The sequence below is a fragment of the Streptomyces sp. NPDC048361 genome, assembly GCF_040651795.1.
GTDB lineage: Bacteria > Actinomycetota > Actinomycetes > Streptomycetales > Streptomycetaceae > Streptomyces.
The window spans coordinates 13,751-34,261 of the sequence record NZ_JBEZKW010000070.1 but is presented as its reverse complement, the minus strand read 5'-3'; the positions used below and the strand labels follow the sequence as shown (position 1 = coordinate 34,261).

At 70.7% G+C, this 20,511-nt stretch carries 17 protein-coding genes; 13 read left to right on the top strand and 4 right to left on the bottom strand.

Features of this window, described 5'->3' with window-relative positions; all coding sequences use genetic code 11:
* The first annotated feature begins 89 nt into the window (after positions 1–89).
* The 8 genes from ruvC (at position 90) to AB0D31_RS29605 (ending at position 9,643) form a co-directional block, all read left to right on the top strand.
* The gene (gene ruvC, locus AB0D31_RS29640; RefSeq protein WP_189962195.1) at positions 90–620 is read left to right on the top strand and encodes a crossover junction endodeoxyribonuclease RuvC; all 531 of its coding nucleotides are present in this window, start codon (positions 90–92) and stop codon (positions 618–620) included.
* Positions 617–1,222, top strand: coding sequence for a Holliday junction branch migration protein RuvA (gene ruvA / locus AB0D31_RS29635; RefSeq protein ID WP_362728791.1), 606 nt, complete (start codon positions 617–619; stop codon positions 1,220–1,222). Before ruvC ends, ruvA begins: the two co-directional genes overlap by 4 nt.
* A 239-nt stretch (positions 1,223–1,461) precedes the next feature.
* Positions 1,462–2,562: a Holliday junction branch migration DNA helicase RuvB gene (ruvB, locus tag AB0D31_RS29630; protein WP_362728789.1), complete on the top strand. Its 1,101-nt coding sequence runs from the start codon at positions 1,462–1,464 to the stop codon at positions 2,560–2,562.
* 164 nt (positions 2,563–2,726) lie between these two features.
* Complete coding sequence (yajC, locus tag AB0D31_RS29625; protein ID WP_362728787.1) at positions 2,727–3,224, top strand: preprotein translocase subunit YajC; 498 nt, start codon at positions 2,727–2,729, stop codon at positions 3,222–3,224.
* Positions 3,225–3,368: 144 nt separating this feature from the next.
* The gene (gene secD / locus AB0D31_RS29620; protein ID WP_362728785.1) at positions 3,369–5,108 is read left to right on the top strand and encodes a protein translocase subunit SecD; all 1,740 of its coding nucleotides are present in this window, start codon (positions 3,369–3,371) and stop codon (positions 5,106–5,108) included.
* A 1-nt stretch (position 5,109) separates the two neighbouring features.
* Positions 5,110–6,228, top strand: coding sequence for a protein translocase subunit SecF (secF, locus tag AB0D31_RS29615; protein WP_362728783.1), 1,119 nt, complete (start codon positions 5,110–5,112; stop codon positions 6,226–6,228).
* On the top strand, positions 6,225–6,776 hold the full coding sequence (locus AB0D31_RS29610; protein ID WP_362728782.1) for an adenine phosphoribosyltransferase: 552 nt from the start codon (positions 6,225–6,227) through the stop codon (positions 6,774–6,776). Before secF ends, AB0D31_RS29610 begins: the two co-directional genes overlap by 4 nt.
* A 347-nt stretch (positions 6,777–7,123) precedes the next feature.
* A complete protein-coding gene (locus AB0D31_RS29605; protein ID WP_362728780.1) occupies positions 7,124–9,643 on the top strand; it encodes a bifunctional (p)ppGpp synthetase/guanosine-3',5'-bis(diphosphate) 3'-pyrophosphohydrolase in 2,520 nt (839 codons plus the stop codon).
* Positions 9,644–9,882: 239 nt separating this feature from the next.
* On the opposite strand, the gene AB0D31_RS29600 is transcribed toward AB0D31_RS29605, so the two are convergent.
* Both AB0D31_RS29600 and AB0D31_RS29595 read right to left on the bottom strand, forming a co-directional pair.
* A complete protein-coding gene (locus AB0D31_RS29600; RefSeq protein ID WP_362728778.1) occupies positions 9,883–11,112 on the bottom strand; it encodes a DUF349 domain-containing protein in 1,230 nt (409 codons plus the stop codon).
* Between the two features lie 205 nt (positions 11,113–11,317).
* Complete coding sequence (locus tag AB0D31_RS29595; RefSeq protein WP_362728776.1) at positions 11,318–12,100, bottom strand: peptidylprolyl isomerase; 783 nt, start codon at positions 12,098–12,100, stop codon at positions 11,318–11,320.
* Between the two features lie 164 nt (positions 12,101–12,264).
* Here AB0D31_RS29595 and AB0D31_RS29590 point away from each other — a divergent pair, with 164 nt between their 5' ends.
* The 4 genes from AB0D31_RS29590 to AB0D31_RS29575 all read left to right on the top strand — a co-directional run bounded on the left by AB0D31_RS29590 (position 12,265) and on the right by AB0D31_RS29575 (position 16,565).
* A complete protein-coding gene (locus tag AB0D31_RS29590) occupies positions 12,265–12,975 on the top strand; it encodes an MBL fold metallo-hydrolase (RefSeq protein ID WP_362728774.1) in 711 nt (236 codons plus the stop codon).
* A gap of 14 nt (positions 12,976–12,989) precedes the next feature.
* Positions 12,990–14,252, top strand: coding sequence for a histidine--tRNA ligase (hisS, locus tag AB0D31_RS29585; RefSeq protein WP_362728773.1), 1,263 nt, complete (start codon positions 12,990–12,992; stop codon positions 14,250–14,252).
* A gap of 239 nt (positions 14,253–14,491) precedes the next feature.
* Positions 14,492–15,130, top strand: a complete 639-nt coding sequence (locus AB0D31_RS29580) for a vitamin K epoxide reductase family protein (protein ID WP_362728771.1) — start codon at positions 14,492–14,494, stop codon at positions 15,128–15,130.
* 79 nt (positions 15,131–15,209) lie between these two features.
* Entirely contained in the window at positions 15,210–16,565 is a 1,356-nt protein-coding gene (locus AB0D31_RS29575; RefSeq protein ID WP_328313944.1) for a replication-associated recombination protein A, read from the top strand.
* A gap of 34 nt (positions 16,566–16,599) precedes the next feature.
* On the opposite strand, the gene AB0D31_RS29570 is transcribed toward AB0D31_RS29575, so the two are convergent.
* Positions 16,600–17,280 carry a DUF2470 domain-containing protein gene (locus tag AB0D31_RS29570; protein ID WP_362728769.1) on the bottom strand — a complete coding sequence of 227 codons (681 nt, stop codon included), beginning with the start codon at positions 17,278–17,280 and terminating at the stop codon, positions 16,600–16,602.
* Positions 17,281–17,511: 231 nt separating this feature from the next.
* On the opposite strand from AB0D31_RS29570, the gene rpsD reads away from it, so the two are divergent.
* Entirely contained in the window at positions 17,512–18,126 is a 615-nt protein-coding gene (rpsD, locus tag AB0D31_RS29565; RefSeq protein ID WP_053723667.1) for a 30S ribosomal protein S4, read from the top strand.
* 21 nt (positions 18,127–18,147) lie between these two features.
* On the opposite strand, the gene AB0D31_RS29560 is transcribed toward rpsD, so the two are convergent.
* A complete protein-coding gene (locus tag AB0D31_RS29560) occupies positions 18,148–20,343 on the bottom strand; it encodes an AAA family ATPase (RefSeq protein ID WP_362728767.1) in 2,196 nt (731 codons plus the stop codon).
* Positions 20,344–20,511 lie beyond the last annotated feature (168 nt).

Genomic DNA, 20,511 nt, shown 5'->3' with positions numbered 1-20,511 from the left:
GGGACGGACACGTCCCATCGGCCCGCCGCCGTTGTCAGTGGCAGCGGATAGCCTGCGGACAGGACGGCAAGGATCAGGGAGGGAGCTCGGTGCGGGTACTGGGTGTGGACCCGGGGTTGACCCGGTGCGGTGTCGGCGTGGTCGAGGGGGTCGCGGGGCGGCCGTTGACGATGCTCGGCGTCGGCGTCGTGCGGACCCCCGCGGACGCCGAGTTGGGCCACCGCCTCGTCGCCATCGAGCGCGGCATCGAGGAGTGGCTCGACGCCCACCGGCCCGAATTCGTCGCCGTGGAGCGGGTGTTCAGCCAGCACAACGTGCGTACGGTGATGGGCACCGCCCAGGCCAGCGCGGTCGCCATGCTGTGTGCCTCCCGCCGCGGCATCCCCGTCGCCCTGCACACCCCCAGCGAGGTCAAGGCCGCCGTCACCGGCAGTGGCCGTGCCGACAAGGCCCAGGTAGGCGCCATGGTGACCCGGCTGCTCCGGCTCGACGCACCGCCCAAACCGGCCGACGCCGCCGACGCCCTGGCCCTGGCGATCTGTCACATCTGGCGCGCCCCGGCCCTCAACAGACTCCAGCAGGCCCACGCCCAGCACTCCGTACGGAAGGTCACCCGATGATCGCCTTCGTCAGCGGCCCGGTCGCCGCCCTCGCACCCGACGCCGCGGTGGTCGAGGTCGGCGGCATCGGCATGGCGCTCCAGTGCACGCCCAACACCCTGGCCGAGTTGCGCATCGGCCAGCACACCAAGCTCGCCACCTCCCTGGTCGTACGGGAGGACTCGCTGACCCTGTACGGCTTCGCCGACGACGACGAGAAGCAGGTCTTCGAACTGCTGCAGACCGCCAACGGTGTTGGCCCCCGGCTCGCCCAGGCCGTCCTGTCCGTGCACACACCGGACGCGCTGCGCCGCGCCTTCGCCACCGGCGACGAGAAGGCGCTCACCGCCGTGCCCGGCATCGGCAAGAAGGGCGCCCAGAAGCTCCTCATCGAGCTGAAGGACCGGCTCGGCGCGCCCGTCGGCAGCGCACCGGCCGTCGGCGCCCCGGTCACCTCGGGGTGGCGCGACCAGCTGCACGCGGCCCTCATCGGGCTCGGCTACGCGACCCGTGAGGCCGACGAAGCGGTCGCCGCGGTGGCGCCGCAGGCCGAGGCGGCGGACTCGCCGAACATCGGCGCCCTGCTCAAGGCCGCTCTGCAGACCCTCAACCGGGCCCGCTGAGCCGGGGTCGCGGCACAGGAGACTGGGCCCGCACCCGAGCCGCCCGAGCCGCGAACCCGACACCCGCAGGCCCCGCACCCGAGCCGCGACCCCGTCCGACGTCCGAAACCCGTAAGACCCCGCACCCGAGCCGCGCGACCCCACCCGAAGCCCGCAGGACCCCGCAGTGGGCCCGCTCCCCGCCCACACCTGGCACCACCCCGCACCACCCACCGCGACCACGATCCGAGGCACACCGCATGAACTGGGAAGACAGCTCCGACACGGCGGATCTGTCGGCGCCCGCCGATGGCCCCGGCGACCGCCTGGTCGGGGCCGACGCCGACGGTGAGGACACCGCGGTCGAAGCCGCCCTGCGCCCCAAGGACCTGGAGGAGTTCGTCGGCCAGGAGAAGGTCCGCGAACAGCTCGACCTGGTCCTGCGCGCGGCCCGCGCCCGCGGCGCCACCGCCGACCACGTCCTGCTCTCCGGCGCCCCCGGCCTCGGGAAAACCACCCTCTCCATGATCATCGCGGCCGAGATGGGCGCCCCGATCCGCATCACCAGCGGCCCGGCGATCCAGCACGCCGGCGACCTCGCCGCGATCCTCTCCTCCCTCCAGGAGGGCGAGGTCCTCTTCCTCGACGAGATCCACCGGATGTCACGGCCCGCCGAGGAGATGCTCTACATGGCGATGGAGGACTTCCGGGTCGACGTCATCGTCGGCAAGGGCCCCGGCGCCACCGCGATCCCGCTCGAACTGCCGCCCTTCACCCTGGTCGGCGCCACCACGAGGGCCGGCCTGCTGCCGCCCCCGCTGCGTGACCGCTTCGGTTTCACCGGCCATATGGAGTTCTACGAGCCCTCCGAGCTGGAGCGGGTCATCCACCGCTCGGCCCGGCTGCTCGACGTCGAGATCGACTCCGCCGGCGCCGCCGAGATCGCCGGCCGCTCCCGCGGCACCCCCCGCATCGCCAACCGCCTCCTGCGCCGGGTCCGCGACTACGCGCAGGTCAAGGCCGACGGCGTCATCACCCCCGAGATCGCCTCGGTCGCCCTCGGGGTGTACGAGGTCGACGCCCGCGGCCTCGACCGCCTCGACCGGGCGGTGCTCCAGGCCCTCCTGAAGCTGTTCGGCGGCGGTCCGGTGGGCCTGTCCACCCTGGCCGTCGCGGTGGGGGAGGAGCGCGAGACCGTGGAGGAAGTGGCCGAGCCGTTCCTGGTGCGCGAGGGTCTGCTCGCCCGCACCCCGCGCGGCCGGGTGGCCACCCCCGCGGCCTGGGCCCACCTCGGCCTCGTACCGCCGCAGCAGGGCGGCGGGCCCGCAGGAAGCGGACAACAGGGGCTCTTCAGGGCGTGACGGCGCGGAGGGTCGCACCCGGCGGAACCCCGGTGGGATGCTGGGCGTTGTTCCATCTGTGCGGACTCGCTTAGACTCCGCCGATGCCGCCCTTCCAGGCCGGCGTACCCACCCCCAGATCAGGCCGCGCTCCGCGTGTGGTCATGCGAAGGAAGTTCCGTCCCGTGAGCCCTATCACCCTCCTCCCCTTGGTTTTGCTTATCGGGGCCATGTTCCTGATGACCCGGTCGACCAAGAAGAAGCAGCAGGCCGCAGCGGCCATGCGCGAAGAGATGCAGCCCGGCACCGGTGTCCGCACCATCGGTGGCATGTACGCCACGGTCAAGGAGGTCGGTGACGAGACGGTCCTCCTGGAGGTGGCGCCCGGCGTCCACGCCGTCTACGCCAAGAACTCCGTGGGCGCGGTCCTGAGCGACGCGGAGTACAACCGCATCGTGCACGGCGACACCGAGGAAGAGCTTCCGCAGGTGCCGGACGACGCCTCGTCGCTGACCGCTGCCACCGAAGCAGCCGAGGCCGACGCCGAGGTCGCCGACGAAGCGAAGATCGACCTGGGCAAGAAGGACGGGGCCGCCGAGGTGAAGGACGCCGACGCCGCCACGCCCGCGGAAGGCACGGACGGCAAGGACGGCAAGGCCGACGGCGGGGCCGCAGCGAAGTAGTCACGCACCGGGACCGCACGGCGCCCGACCGGCGCCCGCGGTCCCCGTAGCGAGCCCACTTCCGCGGGGGACGTCCCCACAACACTTCGTGGCCGTCCGCGCGCACACCCGGCGCCGGGCGGTTGGACAGGGAGAAACGACAAGGTGGCAGCACCGAACAAGGGCCGAAGGCCGGCGGCGGGGGGTCAGAGCAAGCCGGGCCGTGCCCTGGCCTTCATCCTCATCGCCATGGTCGCGCTCACCGGTGGGATGTTCCTTTCCCACACCACCACGCCGAGGCTGGGCATCGACCTCGCGGGCGGTACGAGCATCACGCTCAAGGCGAAGTCCGAACCCGGCCAGGAGTCGGCGGTCAACAAGAAGAACATGGACACCGCGGTTTCGATCATGAACCGCCGTGTCAATGGTCTTGGTGTCAGCGAGGCCGAGGTTCAGACCCAGGGCAGCGACAACATCATTGTCAACATCCCCAAGGGTACGAACTCCGAGCAGGCGCGCCAGCAGGTCGGCCAGACCGCCAAGCTGTACTTCCGGCCGGTCCTGACGGCCGCCCAGGGCACGCCGACGCCCACTCCCAGCGGTACCCCGAGCCCGTCGGCCACGCCGAGCGCCGGAGGCAAGGGCACGCCCAAGGCCACGCCCAGCGCCACGGGCAAGGCCACGCCGAGTGCCAAGAGCACCCCGCAGGGCCGCGCCGTCACCGACGCCCTGAAGGCGTCGCCGACACCGAGCGCCGGCAAGTCCGGCAGCCCCACGCCGCCCCCCTCCTCCGCCGACTCGCAGGCCGCCGCCAAGCTGCAGCAGCAGTTCACCGCGCTCGACTGCGACCCGAAGAAGGGCCAGGCCGCCAAGGCGGGCGAGGGATCCAAGCCCACCGACCCGACCGTGGCGTGCAGCCAGGACGGCTCGGAGAAGTACATCCTCGGCCCGGCCGAGGTCGACGGCACCGACGTCGCCAAGTCGCAGGCCGTGATCAACCAGAACGGCCAGTGGATCGTTCAGATGGACTTCACCGGCGGCGGCTCGAAGAAGTTCGCTGCGATCACCGGGAAGCTCTCGCAGCAGCAGTACCCGAACAACCGCTTCGCGATCACCCTGGACAACCAGGTCGTCTCGGCCCCCACCGTGAGCTCCACGCTCAGCGGCTCCGCCGAGATCTCCGGCAGCTTCACCCAGAAATCCGCCCAGGACCTGGCCAACGTGCTCTCCTACGGTGCGCTGCCCCTCTCCTTCCAGGAGCAGGGCGTCACCACCGTGACCGCCGCCCTCGGCGCCGACCAGCTGCACGCCGGTCTGATCGCGGGTGCCATCGGCCTCGCACTGGTCATCATCTACCTGGTGGCCTACTACCGCGGCCTCGCCATGATCGCCATCCTCAGCCTCGTCGTCTCGGCGATCCTGACGTACGCGATCATGACGCTGCTCGGCCCCACCATCAGCTTCGCGCTGAACCTGCCCGCGGTCTGCGGCGCCATCGTCGCCATCGGCATCACCGCGGACTCGTTCATCGTGTACTTCGAACGCATCCGTGACGAGATCCGCGAGGGCCGCACCCTGCGTCCCGCCGTGGAGCGTGCCTGGCCGCGCGCCCGGCGCACCATCCTGGTCTCCGACTTCGTGTCGTTCCTGGCCGCCGCGGTGCTGTTCATCGTGACGGTCGGCAAGGTCCAGGGTTTCGCGTTCACGCTGGGTCTGACCACCCTGCTCGACGTCGTCGTCGTCTTCCTGTTCACCAAGCCGGTGATGACGCTCCTGGCCCGCCGCAAGTTCTTCGCGAGCGGCCACCCCTGGTCCGGGCTCGACCCGAAGCGGCTCGGCGCCAAGCCCCCGCTGCGCCGCGCCCGCCGCACCACCTCCGCCCCCGTCGACCCGAAGGAGGCGTGAGATGTCGAAGCTCGGCACTCTCGGCGCCAGGCTGTACCGCGGTGAGGTCGGTTACGACTTCGTCGGCAAGCGGAAGATCTGGTACGGCATCTCGATCCTGATCACCATCACGGCCATCGTGGGCCTGGCGGTGCGGGGCCTGACGATGGGCATCGAGTTCGAGGGCGGCGCGGCCTTCACCACCCCCAAGACCTCGATGTCCGCCTCGCAGGCGGAGAGCGCGGCCCAAACGGCCTCCGGTCACGACGCGATCGCCCAGAAGCTCGGCGACGGCACGATCCGCATCACCATCGGCGGCATCGACACCGCCAAGTCCGACCAGATCAAGAAGGAGCTCGCGAAGGACCTCAAGGTCGACGCGAACACCATCAACGCCGACCTGGTGGGCCCGAGTTGGGGCGAGACGATCGCCAAGAAGGCCTGGACGGGCCTGATCGTCTTCATGATCCTCGTGGTGATCTACCTGGCCATCGCCTTCGAGTGGCGGATGGCACTCGCGGCCCTGGTCGCCCTGATCCACGACCTCACGATCACGGTGGGCATCTACGCCCTGGTCGGCTTCGAGGTCACCCCGGGCACGGTGATCGGTCTGCTCACGATCCTCGGTTACTCCCTCTACGACACCGTCGTCGTCTTCGACGGACTCAAGGAGGGCCAGAAGGGGATCACCAAGCAGACCCGCCTCACCTACAGCGAGATGGCGAACAAGAGCCTCAACGGCACCCTGGTCCGTTCCATCAACACCACCGTCGTGGCGCTGCTGCCGGTCGCGGGCCTGCTGTTCATCGGTGGCGGTGTCCTCGGCGCAGGCATGCTGAACGACATCTCCCTCTCGCTGTTCGTCGGCCTCGCGGCCGGCGCGTACTCCTCGATCTTCATCGCCACTCCGCTGGTCGCCGACCTGAAGGAGACCATGCCGGAGATGAAGACCCTCAAGAAGCGGGTGCTCGCCAAGCGCGCGGCGGCCGCCGAGAAGGGTGAGAGCGAGGAGGGGCCGCAGGACGCGGCATCCTTCACCGAGGACGCCGAGGACGCCGAGGACGACGGCGGCGAGACGGCCGGCGCGGTCGTCGGCCAGCGCCGCCAGCCGAGCCGCAACAACCGGGGGAAGCGCCGATGACCAGCGTCTCCACCGAGACCGTCGGGCTGCTGCTCAGCCGCATCCGTGATGTGCCGGACTACCCGAAGCCCGGCGTGATGTTCAAGGACATCACGCCGCTGCTCGCGGACCCGGAGGCGTTCACGGCCCTCACCGACGCGTTCGCCGCGCTGTGCGTCCGGCACGGCGCGACGAAGATCGTCGGCCTGGAGGCGCGTGGCTTCATCCTGGCGGCCCCCGTCTCGGTCCGCGCCGGGATCGGCTTCATCCCCGTACGCAAGGCCGGCAAGCTCCCCGGAGCCACCCTCAAGCAGGCGTACGAGCTGGAGTACGGCACCGCGGAGATGGAGGTGCACGCCGAGGACCTCAGCGCGGGCGACCGCGTCCTGGTCATCGACGACGTGCTCGCCACCGGCGGCACCGCCGGGGCGTCGGTCGAGCTGATCCGCCGGGCCGGAGCCGAGGTCGCCGGGGTGGCGGTCCTGATGGAGCTCGGCTTCCTCAACGGTCGGCAGCGCCTGGAGGCCGTCCTGGACGGCGCTCCGCTGGACGCCCTGATCACCGTGTGAGCACCGTTTGGTGTGAGCACCGTCTGAGCGGACGGTACGGCGCCACCGAAGGCGGGCCCGGAGGAATCCGGCGCCCGCCTTCGCTGTTGGTCCAGGCAACCGGTTCTGTCCAGCCACCACCGTCACATCCGCTCCACGCACCACCTCTCGTGACCACATCCCGTCGGCCACGTCCGGCCGAGGGGCGCGTGGAGCCCGCGCCGCCCGGCCGAGGGGCGCGTGGAGCCCGCGCCGCCCGGCCGAGGGAGAGCGCGGCCCCGTGGCTCGATACCATGTACATCCGGGCCTGACCGGGGACCCGGACCCTCCCCCAGACTCCGTCCGGGGGGACCCCCAGAGGAGCGCTCTTGCCAGACGAGGCCCAGCCACTCTCCGCCGCGCAGCCCGACAAGGAGCCCGACAAGAAGGGCGAAGAGCTCGCGGCGGCCCCGGCCACGCCCTCAGAGCCCGCGGCCGAGCCGAAGCCCGCGGCGCCCGAAAAGGCCGAGACCCCGGTCGAGACCGCGGCCGGGGCCCCCGCTCCGGCGCCCGTCGCGAAGCCCGTGGTGCCGGCCGGCGCGGTGTCCCGTTCCGCGGGCTCCTCCAACCGGGTCCGCGCCCGCCTCGCCCGTCTGGGCGTGCAGCGCTCCTCCGCGTACAACCCGGTGCTCGAACCGCTGCTGCGGATAGTGCGCGGCAACGACCCCAAGATCGAGACCGCCACGCTGCGTCAGGTGGAGAAGGCCTACCAGGTCGCCGAGCGCTGGCACCGCGGCCAGAAGCGCAAGAGCGGCGACCCGTACATCACCCACCCCCTCGCGGTGACGACGATCCTCGCCGAGCTCGGCATGGATCCGGCCACCCTGATGGCGGGCCTGTTGCACGACACCGTCGAGGACACCGAGTACGGCCTCGACACCCTGCGCCGCGACTTCGGCGACCAGGTGGCGCTGCTCGTCGACGGCGTCACCAAGCTCGACCGGGTCCAGTTCGGCGACGCCGCGCAGGCCGAGACCGTACGCAAGATGGTCGTGGCCATGGCCAAGGACCCCCGCGTCCTGGTCATCAAGCTCGCCGACCGCCTGCACAACATGCGCACCATGCGGTACCTCAAGCGCGAGAAGCAGGAGAAGAAGGCGCGCGAGACCCTGGAGATCTACGCGCCGCTCGCCCACCGCCTGGGCATGAACACGATCAAGTGGGAGCTGGAGGACCTCGCCTTCGCGATCCTCTACCCCAAGATGTACGACGAGATCGTGCGGCTGGTCGCCGAGCGGGCCCCCAAGCGCGACGAGTACCTCGCCATAGTGACCGACGAGGTCCAGTCCGACCTGCGCGCGGCCCGCATCAAGGCGACCGTCACCGGCCGCCCCAAGCACTACTACAGCGTCTACCAGAAGATGATCGTCCGCGGCCGTGACTTCGCGGAGATCTACGACCTGGTGGGCATCCGGGTCCTGGTCGACACGGTCCGCGACTGCTACGCGGCGCTCGGCACGGTCCACGCGCGATGGAATCCGGTCCCCGGCCGGTTCAAGGACTACATCGCGATGCCCAAGTTCAACATGTACCAGTCGCTGCACACGACGGTGATCGGCCCCAACGGCAAGCCGGTAGAGCTCCAGATCCGTACGTTCGACATGCACCGCCGCGCCGAGTACGGCATCGCCGCGCACTGGAAGTACAAGCAGGATCCGTCCGCCGGCGCGTCCAAGGTGCGCACCGACGCACCGAGGAAGACCGGCAAGGACGACCACCTCAACGACATGGCGTGGCTGCGCCAGCTGCTCGACTGGCAGAAGGAGACCGAGGATCCGAGCGAGTTCCTGGAGTCGCTCCGCTTCGACCTCTCGCGCAACGAGGTCTTCGTCTTCACGCCCAAGGGCGACGTCATCGCGCTCCCGGCCGGCTCGACCCCGGTCGACTTCTCATACGCCGTCCACACCGAGGTCGGCCACCGCACCATAGGCGCACGGGTCAACGGGCGGCTCGTGCCGCTCGAATCGACCCTGGACAACGGCGACTTGGTGGAGGTCTTCACCTCCAAGGCGGCCGGCGCGGGGCCCTCGCGGGACTGGCTCGGTTTCGTCAAGTCGCCGCGCGCCCGCAACAAGATCCGCGCCTGGTTCTCCAAGGAGCGCCGCGACGAGGCGATCGAGCAGGGCAAGGACGCGATCGCGCGCGCCATGCGCAAGCAGAACCTGCCGATCCAGCGGATCCTGACCGGTGACTCGCTGGTCACCCTCGCCCACGAGATGCGCTACCCCGACATCTCCTCGCTGTACGCGGCGATCGGCGAGGGCCATGTCGCGGCGCAGGGCGTCGTGCAGAAGCTGGTGCAGGCGCTCGGCGGCGAGGAGGCGGCCAACGAGGACATCGCCGAGTCGGCGCCGCCCTCACGCGGCCGCAGCAAGCGGCGCAAGAACGCCGACCCGGGTGTCGTCGTCAAGGGCGTCGACGACGTGTGGGTCAAGCTCGCGCGCTGCTGTACGCCGGTGCCGGGCGACCCCATCATCGGCTTCGTCACCCGCGGCAGCGGCGTCTCGGTGCACCGGGCGGACTGCGTCAACGTGGACTCGCTGTCCCAGCAGCCGGAGCGGATCCTGGAGGTGGAGTGGGCGCCGACCCAGTCCTCCGTCTTCCTGGTGGCCATCCAGGTCGAGGCGCTGGACCGGTCGCGGCTGCTCTCGGACGTCACGCGCGTCCTGTCCGACCAGCACGTCAACATCCTCTCGGCGGCGGTGCAGACCTCGCGCGACCGGGTCGCCACGTCGCGCTTCACCTTCGAGATGGGCGACCCCAAGCACCTCGGGCATGTGCTCAAGGCGGTGCGGGGGGTCGAGGGTGTGTACGACGTGTACCGGGTGACGTCCGCGCGTCGGCCCTAGCGGCCGGCGACTCGGGTGCGGGGCTGTGCGGGGTTGCTCGCGCAGTTCCCCGCGCCGCTGGCGGGGTGGGTCTTGGCAGGGTGGCTCGGTGAGGCCACCTCAGCCCGTCCGGCGTTTGAGGACGAGCGCCGTTCAGGCGCGTTCGGGGTGTGGGGCGGAGCCCCGGGGCGGCTTGGCGGGGTATGGGGAGGCCCCCGGAGCCAGATGGATCCGGGGGCCTCCCCATGGTGGGGGCGGGGTCAGCCGCCGAACTCCTCAAGGCCCTTCAGGGCCTGATCGAGGAGGGCCTGGCGGCCTTCCAGCTCACGCGCCAGCTTGTCCGCCTTGTTGTCGTTGCCCGCCGCCCGCGCCGCATCGATCTGCTTGTGCAGCTTGTCGACGGCGTCCTGCAGCTGGCCCGTGAGGCCGGCCGCACGCGCCCGCGCCTCCGGGTTGGTGCGGCGCCACTCGGCCTCCTCGGCCTCCTGGATCGCCCGCTCCACGGCGTGCATCCGGCCCTCGACCTTGGGACGCGCGTCCCGCGGCACGTGGCCGATGGCCTCCCAGCGCTCGTTGACCGAGCGGAACGCGGCGCGCGCCGCCTTCAAGTCGGTCACCGGGAGGATCTTCTCGGCCTCGACGGCCAGCTCCTCCTTGAGCTTCAGGTTCTCGACCTGCTCGGCGTCGCGCTCCGCGAACACCCCGCTGCGCGCCGCGAAGAAGACGTCCTGCGCACCGCGGAAACGGTTCCACAGCTCGTCCTCGGCCTCGCGCTGCGCGCGCCCCGCGGCCTTCCAGTCCGCCATCAGATCGCGGTAGCGCGCGGCCGTCGTGGCCCAGTCCGTCGACCCGGAGAGCGCCTCGGCCTCGACGACCAGCTTCTCCTTGACCTTGCGGGCGTCCTCGCGCTGCGCGTCGAGCGACGCGAAGTGCGCCTTGCGGCGCTTGGAGAACGCCGAGCGGGCGTGCGAGAAGCGGTGCCACAGCTCGTCGTCGGACTTGCGGTCCAGGCGCGGCAGCCCCTTCCACGTGTCCACGAGAGCCCGCAGCCGCTCGCCGGCCGAGCGCCACTGCTCGCTCTGCGCGAGCTCCTCCGCCTCGGCGACCAGCGCCTCCTTGGCGTGCTTGGCCTCGTCGGTCTGCTTGGCCTTCTGGACCTTGCGCTCCTCGCGCCGCGACTCAACGGTCGACACGAGCTTGTCGAGGCGCCCCCGCAACGCGTCGAGGTCACCGACCGCGTGATGCTCGTCCACCTGCGCGCGCAGATGGCCGATGGCGGTCTGCGCGTCCTTCGCCGACAGGTCGGTGGTCCTCACCCGTCGTTCGAGGAGGCCGATCTCGACAACCAGGCCCTCGTACTTGCGCTCGAAGTAGGCCAGCGCCTCCTCCGGAGAGCCCGCCTGCCACGATCCGACGACCACTTCGCCCTCGGCTGTCCGCACATACACGGTGCCCGTCTCGTCGACGCGGCCCCACGGGTCGCTGCTCACAGCGCCTCCTCCACATGATGCCTGCGCGGGGGGTTCCTCCCCCGGGGCATCGTCCACAGTTTCCCGGCGGGCCTCGCCCGCCCTCCACAGCGCGAAGACGAGCCCGCGCTGCACAACGCCAATCTAGGCGACCGGCCGCCCGGCTGTCCGCACTCAGCGCGGCCGAATTCAGCGGTTCACGCTCGGTGCCGGGCGCCCGGACGCGTCACTTCTTGGTGACGGCTGCCTTCTCGATGGTGACGGCCTTCTTGGGGGCACCGTCGCCCGCTCCGCCCTCGACACCCTCCTTGGCGACGTCCTGGACGGCCTTGAGGCCGGCCGCGTCGATCGTGCCGAACGGCGTGTAGGTGGGCGGCAGTTTGCTGTCCTTGTAGACCAGGAAGAACTGGCTGCCACCGGTGTGAGCCTGGCCGGTATTGGCCATCGCGACAGTGCCCGCCGGGTAGGTCACCGTGCCGTCCGCGCCCGCCTTGCCGAGACCGGTCAGGTTCTCGTCGGGGATCGTGTAGCCGGGGCCGCCCGCGCCGGTGCCCTGCGGGTCGCCGCACTGCAGCACGAAGATGCCCTGCGTGGTCAGACGGTGGCACTTGGTGTTGTTGAAGAACCCCTTGTCGGCGAGGTACTTGAACGAGTTCACCGTGTGCGGGGTCTTCGCCGCGTCCATCGCGAACGTGATGTCCCCGGCGTTCGTCTTCAACGCCATGTCGTACGTGGCCTTGGTGTCCACGGCCATCTTCGGCTCGGGCGTGGAGCTGGCCGACGGCGACGGGCTGTTCGAAGGGGCCGCGCTGTCCGACTTCTTCTTGCCGTCGCCGGAGAACGCGCCCGTAGCGAAGGCCACGCCGCCCGCCGCCACGACCACCGCGAGGGTGGCCGCGATGACCGTGTTGCGGCGCCTGGCCTTGCGCCGGGCCGTCTCCCGGCGCTGCTGCTGCCGCTCGAACTTCTCGCGCGCGAGCTGGCGCCGACGCTGTTCGCTGCTGACCACCGGTCGTCTCCTTGTGCGGTCTCGTGGGGTGCGGGTACGTGCGTACGAGCTGACTGTGCCCCGTACCGTATATGGGTTCGCTGTGACCGGAGCAGCGCCGGTAGGCTCTGAGCAGCCGTAATCACCCGCTGCGTCACCCGCCGCGCAAGAAATCGAGGACGATCGTGCTGATTGCCGGGTTCCCCGCCGGAGCCTGGGGGACCAACTGCTACCTGGTCGCCCCCGCCGCAGGCGAGGAATGCGTGATCATCGACCCCGGCCACCAGGCCACCCAGGGCGTCGAGGAAACGCTGAAGAAGCATCGGCTCAAGCCCGTCGCCGTCGTCCTCACCCACGGCCACATCGACCACTGCGCCTCGGTCGTCCCGGTCTGCGGAGCACACGACGTACCCGCCTGGATCCACCCCGACGACCGCTACATGATGAGCGACCCGGAGAAGGCCCTCGGCCGTGCCTTCGGCGCCCAGCTCATGGGCGACCTGACGATCGGGGAACCGGACGACGTCAAGGAGCTCACCGACGGCGCCCGGCTGGCCCTCGCGGGCATGGAGCTCACCGTGTCGCACGCGCCCGGCCATACCAAGGGGTCGGTGACGTTCGGGCTGCCCGAGGCGGAGGACATCCCTCCGATCCTGTTCTCGGGCGACCTGCTCTTCGCCGGCTCCGTCGGACGCACCGACCTGCCCGGCGGCAGCCACGCCGAGCTCCTCGAGTCGCTGGGCCGCGTGTGCCTGCCGCTCGACGACTCGACCGTGGTGCTGTCCGGCCACGGCTCCCAGACGACCATCGGCCAGGAGCGCGCCACCAACCCGTATCTGCGGCAGGTGGCCGCCGGCCAGGGAGAGGGCATCGCCTCTCCCCGACGAGGAATGTGACGAGAAGCCTTCCCATGAGCACCTTCCAGGCCCCCAAGGGCACCTACGACCTGCTCCCGCCCGACTCGGCGACCTTCCTCGCCGTACGCGAGGCGATCGCCACGCCGCTGAAGAACTCCGGCTACGGCTACATCGAGACCCCCGGGTTCGAGAACGTCGAACTGTTCGCGCGCGGTGTCGGCGAGTCCACGGACATCGTCACCAAGGAGATGTACGCCTTCGAGACCAAGGGCGGCGACAGGCTCGCGCTGCGTCCCGAGGGCACCGCCTCCGTGCTGCGCGCGGCCCTGGAGGCCAACCTGCACAAGGCGGGCAACCTTCCGGTCAAGCTCTGGTACTCGGGCTCCTACTACCGCTACGAGCGCCCGCAGAAGGGCCGCTACAGGCACTTCTCGCAGGTCGGTGCCGAGGCCATCGGCGCCGAGGACCCGGCGCTCGACGCCGAGCTGATCATCCTGGCGAACGACGCGTACCGCTCGCTCGGCCTCCAGAACTTCCGCATCCTCCTCAACTCGCTCGGCGACAAGGAGTGCCGCCCGGTCTACCGGGAGGCCCTCCAGTCGTTCCTGCGCGGCCTCGACCTCGACGCGGACACGATCCGCCGCGCCGAGATCAACCCGCTGCGGGTCCTCGACGACAAGCGGCCCGACGTGCAGAAGCAGCTGGTCGGCGCCCCGGTGCTGCGCGACTACCTGTGCGACGCGTGCAAGGCGTACCACGAGGAGGTGCGCGCGCTGATCACGGCGGAGGGTGTTGCCTTCGAGGACGACGAGAAGCTGGTCCGCGGCCTGGACTACTACACGCGCACGACGTTCGAGTTCGTCCACGACGGGCTCGGCTCGCAGTCCGCGGTGGGCGGCGGCGGTCGCTACGACGGTCTCTCCGAGATGATCGGCGGCCCCGCGCTGCCGTCGGTGGGCTGGGCGCTCGGCGTGGACCGTACGGTCCTGGCCCTGGAGGCCGAGGGCGTGACCCTCGACATCCCCTCCACCACCAGCGTGTTCGCGGTGCCGCTTGGCGAGGAGGCGCGGCGCGTGCTCTTCACCAAGGTGACGGAGCTGCGCCGGGCGGGCATCTCGGCCGACTTCAGCTTCGGCGGCAAGGGCCTGAAGGGCGCGATGAAGAACGCGAACCGCAGTGGCGCCCGGTTCACCCTGGTCGCCGGCGAACGCGATCTCGCCGAGGGCGTAGTGCAGCTGAAGGACATGGAGTCCGGCGAGCAGACCCCGGTGGCCCTGGACACGATCGTGGCCGCGGTCCGGGAGCGCCTGGCCTGAGAGGCCGACATCGACGGCAGCTTCGGCCCGTCGGGCGCTCGATGACGAGCGCCCGGCGGGCCGACGTACGTCAACCGCCAGTCCCAGCATGGCAAAGAGCCTTTCGCGGAGTCCGCGCGTCGGGGACCCTCGTGCGGACGTCCTTATGTCCATCGAACGGTGGACAGTGCGGCCCGTGCGGCAGAATGATGCGGCGGCAGCACAGGACAACCACGATGACGGGATGACGGACCGGCGCTATGACCACAACACTTGACGACGTCTCCTCCGAATCCGGCCACCGGGAGGTGAGCAGCGCGGGGGCGATCGGCGGCAGCCGTGCGTTCGCCTGGCTGCTCGTGATCACCGGCGCCGCCGGTGTGCTGGCCGCCTGGGTCATCACGCTCGACAAGTTCAAGCTGCTGGAAAATCCTAACTTCGTGCCGGGGTGCAGCCTCAACCCGGTCGTCTCCTGCGGCAACATCATGAAGAGCGACCAGGCGTCGGCCTTCGGCTTCCCGAACCCGATGCTGGGTCTGGTCGCCTACGGCATCGTCGTCTGCGTCGGTATGAGCATCCTGGCGGGCGGCCGCTTCCGCCGCTGGTACTGGCTGACCTTCAACGCGGGCACGCTGTTCGGCGTGGGATTCGTCAGCTGGCTCCAGTTCGAGTCGCTGTACCGGATCAACTCGCTCTGCCTGTGGTGCTGCCTGGCGTGGGTCGCCACCATCGTCATGTTCTGGTACGTGACGTCGTTCAATCTCCGCAGGGGCTTCCTGCCCGCGCCGCGCTGGGCGAAGAACTTCCTGTCCGAGTTCACCTGGGTGCTCCCGGTCCTGCACATCGGCATCATCGGCATGCTGATCCTGACCCGCTGGTGGGACTTCTGGACCAGCTGACCGGCGTCGTCCCGGGCCGGTCGAGGGACGTCGCCGCAGGCCGGCGGCGTTGTCAGTGGCGTGCCCTAGGCTCGTGGACGTGGAACCCGATCTCTTCACCGCAGCCGCAGAGGACCGCCAGGAGAAAGACCCGGCGGGCAGCCCCCTGGCCGTACGGATGCGCCCGCGCGTCCTGGACGAGGTGGTCGGCCAGCAGCACCTCCTGAAGCAGGGCTCGCCGCTGCGGCGCCTGGTCGGGGAGGGCGCGGGGGGCCCGGCGGGACCGTCCTCGGTGATCCTCTGGGGCCCGCCCGGCACCGGCAAGACCACCCTCGCGTACGTAGTGTCCAAGGCCACCAACAAGCGGTTCGTCGAGCTCTCGGCGATCACCGCCGGGGTCAAGGAGGTCCGCGCGGTCATCGACGGCGCGCGCCGCGCCATCGGTGGCTTCGGCAAGGAGACCGTCCTCTTCCTCGACGAGATCCACCGCTTCTCCAAGGCCCAGCAGGACTCCCTGCTCCCGGCGGTCGAGAACCGCTGGGTCACGCTGATCGCGGCGACCACGGAGAACCCGTACTTCTCGGTGATCTCCCCCCTGCTCTCCCGCTCCCTGCTGCTCACCCTCGAACCGCTGACTGATGACGACCTACGGGCCCTGATCCAGCGGGCGCTCGTCGAGGAGCGGGGCCTCGGCTCGGCGGTCACCCTGCCGTCGGACGCCGAGGCGCATCTGCTGCGCATCGCGGGCGGCGACGCCCGCCGCGCGCTCACCGCCCTGGAAGCGGCGGCCGGTTCGGCGCTCGCCAAATCGGAGCAGGAGATCACGCTCCAGACGGTCGAGGAGACCGTCGACCGGGCAGCCGTCACCTACGACAAGGGCGGCGACCAGCACTATGACGTGGCGAGCGCGCTGATCAAGTCGATCCGCGGCTCGGATGTGGACGCGGCGCTGCACTATCTGGCCCGGATGATCGAAGCGGGCGAGGACCCGCGCTTCATCGCGCGCCGTCTGATCATCTCCGCGAGCGAGGACATCGGTCTCGCCGACCCCACCGCGCTGCCGACGGCGGTCGCCGCGGCCCAGGCGGTGGCGCTCATCGGCTTCCCCGAGGCCGCGCTCACCTTGAGCCACGCCACGATCGCGCTGGCCCTCGCCCCCAAGTCCAACTCCGCGACGACGGCGATCGCCGCCGCGATGGAGGACGTCCGCAAGGGTCTCGCGGGTCCCGTCCCGCCCCATCTGCGCGACGGCCACTACAAGGGCGCGGCCAAGCTGGGCCACGCCCAGGGGTATGTGTATCCGCACGACGTGCCCGGCGCGATCGCACCCCAGCAGTACGCCCCGGACGCGGTGGCGGACCGCCGCTATTACGAGCCGACGCGCTACGGAGCCGAGGCGCGGTACGCGGACGTGGTGGAGAAGGTACGGGAGCGGCTGGGCCGGGCCGGAGAGTAGCCCGCTCCCCAATCGCCACCGGGCGGGCCGTCCTTCAGCCCGCCGCGGCCTCGAAGAGCCGGTGCAGTGCGCGGCGCAGCGCCGTGATGTCGGTCACCGGTTCGGGGAAGTCGAAGCGCGCGTCGAAGGTGTGGCCGTCGTTCCGGCCGAAACGCACCCGCAGTCCGAACCGGTCCAGCGCCAGCGGCGTGACGCGCGCCACGTCCTCGCGCTCCACGAGTCCGCTCAACAGCCCGACCCGCTCGCCGTGGGCGGAGGCGAGGTGCTGGAGCAGCTCCGTCTCGTGCCGTACCAGCGGATCCGGCTCGGCCGCGGCGAACTCCTCGGCGTCCACGGCGTCGGCGCCCCACAGATCGTCCACGTAGGCATCGCCGACTTCGAGGCGCAGCATCATCCGGCCGGGGCCCGCCCGGCCGGGCACCAGGGTCAGCCAGCCGGAGACCCAGGCGCGGCCCCGGATACGGTGGGGGACGGAGACCGGAGCCACATCCGTGATCTCCAGAACGGCCCGCACATCGTCGTCCTGCGCGTGTGTGGCGGCCCGTACGGCCGGGGAATCGGCGGGGAAGACGAGGAAGACGTCACCGTCGGGACCGACACCGCGGACATCGGCCGTGAGCTGGTCCGGACGGGCCGCCGAGAGGCCCGGTACGAGGAGCATCGCCGAGCAGGTACTCTGTACGAGAGTTCGTGTGCGCTCGGCTGCTGACGGCATCCGTGCGATTTCAAGTCCGCTGGGACGCGGCTGACCACGATCTGATCGGACCTCCGTCACGTTACCGGCCCCGTGCTGCATCTGAGGGCTGGTGGAGCCGACCCCTCCCATGGGAGCAGGGTCGCCCTTCTTCGTGGTGTCCGTGATGTGACTGGTGTTCCCCGGACGCGACATGCGATCTCCTTGAGTAAGGTGAGCCTAACCTAACCCAACCATGGAGGTTTGGAGAACGTGCCTAACCAGTCGCGTCCCAAGGTCAAGAAGTCTCGTGCGCTCGGCATCGCGCTGACGCCGAAGGCGGTCAAGTACTTCGAGGCCCGCCCCTACCCGCCGGGCGAGCACGGCCGTGGCCGCAAGCAGAACTCGGACTACAAGGTCCGTCTGCTCGAGAAGCAGCGTCTGCGCGCCCAGTACGACATCAGCGAGCGCCAGATGGCGCGTGCCTACGACCGCGCCAAGAAGGCCGAAGGCAAGACGGGCGAGGCGCTGGTCGTCGAGCTCGAGCGCCGCCTCGACGCGCTGGTCCTGCGTTCGGGCATCGCCCGCACCATCTACCAGGCCCGCCAGATGGTCGTGCACGGTCACATCCAGGTCAACGGTGGCAAGGTCGACAAGCCGTCGTTCCGCGTCCGTCCCGACGACGTCGTGACGGTCCGCGAGCGCAGCCGCGAGAAGGTCCCCTTCCAGGTCGCCCGTGAGGGTGGCTACGCCGGCGAGGGCGAGACCCCGCGCTACCTCCAGGTGAACCTGAAGGCCCTGGCCTTCCGCCTGGACCGCGACCCGAACCGCAAGGAAATCCCGGTCATCTGCGACGAGCAGCTCGTCGTCGAGTACTACGCCCGCTGATCACGGCGTAATACCGGAGCCTCAGCGCTTCAGCCCGCCGTCCCCCCGCTCCACACGGAGCGGGAGGCGGCGGGCTTCCGCGTGTCCGGCCCCCTCGTGCTCGTGCGGCTGCGCCTCCTGGCGGGGCTCCGGAGGCGGCTCCTGATGGGGCGTCAACTCCCTTGGCCCATCGGCCTCCTGGCCGTCTCCCAGCGCCCGCGTCACCGCCGACTCCCGCTCGATCCGGGCGCCCCGGCGCCGGTGCTCCTCGTACACCGCGTCGCCGAGCCGCTCCCTCGTACGCTCTTCGCACAGCACGTGCGCGGCGTAGAAGTAGGCCGAGCCGAACAGGGGCAGGCCCACCGACGGCCAGATCCGCTCGGCCGCGCCCTGGAGCACCGCCGCCTCGACGGGATCCCCGGTGTCCACGGCGACCAGCGCCAGCATCTCCAGGGTGAGCACCGTGCCCACCAGGTCACGGAAGGCGTGGCTGACGGCGAGGGTCTCCCGCAGCAGCCGGCGCGCCCCGGCCGGATCGCCGCCGACCCAGGCCGCGTATCCGAGGACGTACCGCGCATAGGCGCGGGCCCAGCGCTCCCCGTGGTCGTCGCAGACCTCCACGACCTGTTCGCACACCGCGACGGCCTCGTCGAGCCGGCCCCGGAACCCCACCGCCATCGCCATCTCGACCTGGCCCATCAGCACATTGCTGTTGAGCTCGCCGACCTCCTCGTACCCGGCGAGCGCGGCGCGCAGCAGCTCCTCGGCGCGCGGCATGTCGTCGGTGACCAGGGCCAGACACCCCGAGCGGTGCACGGCGTACGCCGCCGCCACCCGGTCGCCGCGCAGCTCGGCCTCCTCGCGGCACTCCTGCAACGCCGCGATCGCCGCCACCGCGTCGCCCTGGAGCACCGCCACATAGCCGAGCACCCACAGTGCCTTCAGCCGCGAACTGTCGTGCTCGCTCTCGGCGTCCAGGACCTGCGCAAGCCAGTGCCGTCCCTCCGCGAGCCGCCCGCAGCCGACCCAGCAGAACCACAGCGTGCCCGCCAGATACTGGGCCAGGTGCGCGTCCTCGGGCGAGATCAGCGAGAACTCCATCGCCGCGCGCAGATTGGGCAGTTCGCCCTCCACCCGCGTCGCCACCTCGGCCTGGCGCGGACTGAACCAGTCCAGCTCACACCACGTGGCGAGCCCCAGATACCAGTCGCGATGGCGCCGGTGCAGGCGCTCCGCGTCCCCGGTCTCCACCAGCCACTCGGCGCCGTACTCGCGGACCGTGTCGAGCAGGCGGTAGCGGACACCGCCCGTGCCGTCCTCGCGCACCACGAGCGACTGGTCGATCAGCTCGCCGAGGACGTCGAGCACCTCCTCCTGTGGCAGGCCGGACCCCACGCAGATGTACTCGACCGCTTCCAGGTCGAAGGTGCCTGCGAAGACCGAGAGCCGCGCCCACAGCAGCCGCTGCGCCGCCGTGCACAGCTCATGGCTCCAGCCGATCGTCGTCCGCAGCGTCTGATGACGGGGGAGCGCACCCCGCCCGCCGCCGGTGAGCAGCCGGAACCGGTCGTCGAGACGGCGCAGGAGCTGCTCCACCGAGAGCGTGCCGAGCCGGCCCGCCGCCAGTTCGAGCGCGAGCGGAATCCCGTCGAGCCGGCGGCACAGCTCGGCGGCCGCCGGCTCCTGCCCCCCGACGGGCCGCTCGCCGGCCCGGGCCGCCGCCGCGCGCTCGGCGAACAGCGCAAGCGCGTCCGCGTCGTCCATCGGCGTCAGCGTGAACACCTGCTCGCCGTCGATCCGCAGCGGCAGCCGCCCGGCGGCCAGCACGCGTAGACCGGGGCAGCTCCTCAGCAGCTCCCGCACGAGCTCCGCGCAGGCGTCCACCAACTGCTCGAACCCGTCGACGACCAGCAGGAGTTCACGCTCCGCGAGATGGTCGAGGAGCAGCCGGCGCGGGGCGCGCGCCGTGTGGTCGGTCAGGCCGAGGGCGTCCACGATCGCGTGGTCGAGCAGCCCCGGATCGTTCAAGCAGGACAGCTCCACCAGCCGGACGCCATCGCAGTACCGTTCCTGCGTGGCCGCGGTGGCCGCGCCCCGCAGCGCGAGACGCGTCTTGCCGACTCCGCCGACCCCGGTCACGGTGACCAGGCGCGCCTCGCGGAGCAGCCGGTCGAGCCGGGCCAGATCTCGGTCTCGCCCGACGAAGCGGTTCAACTCTGCGGGCAGATGGGAGCGCATGGAACACGCAGCGTACTCAAGGGTATGCACTGCGTACAATCGGCTTGCACAACTCCGCTTGTGGCGGCCCGGTATGCGGTACGGGAAGCGATCCCCGGCGCGATAGGCTCAGAGGGCTGTATCTTTCGAGTTTTTCAAGGGTTTCGAGTTCCGACGGGTTGCGGGGAG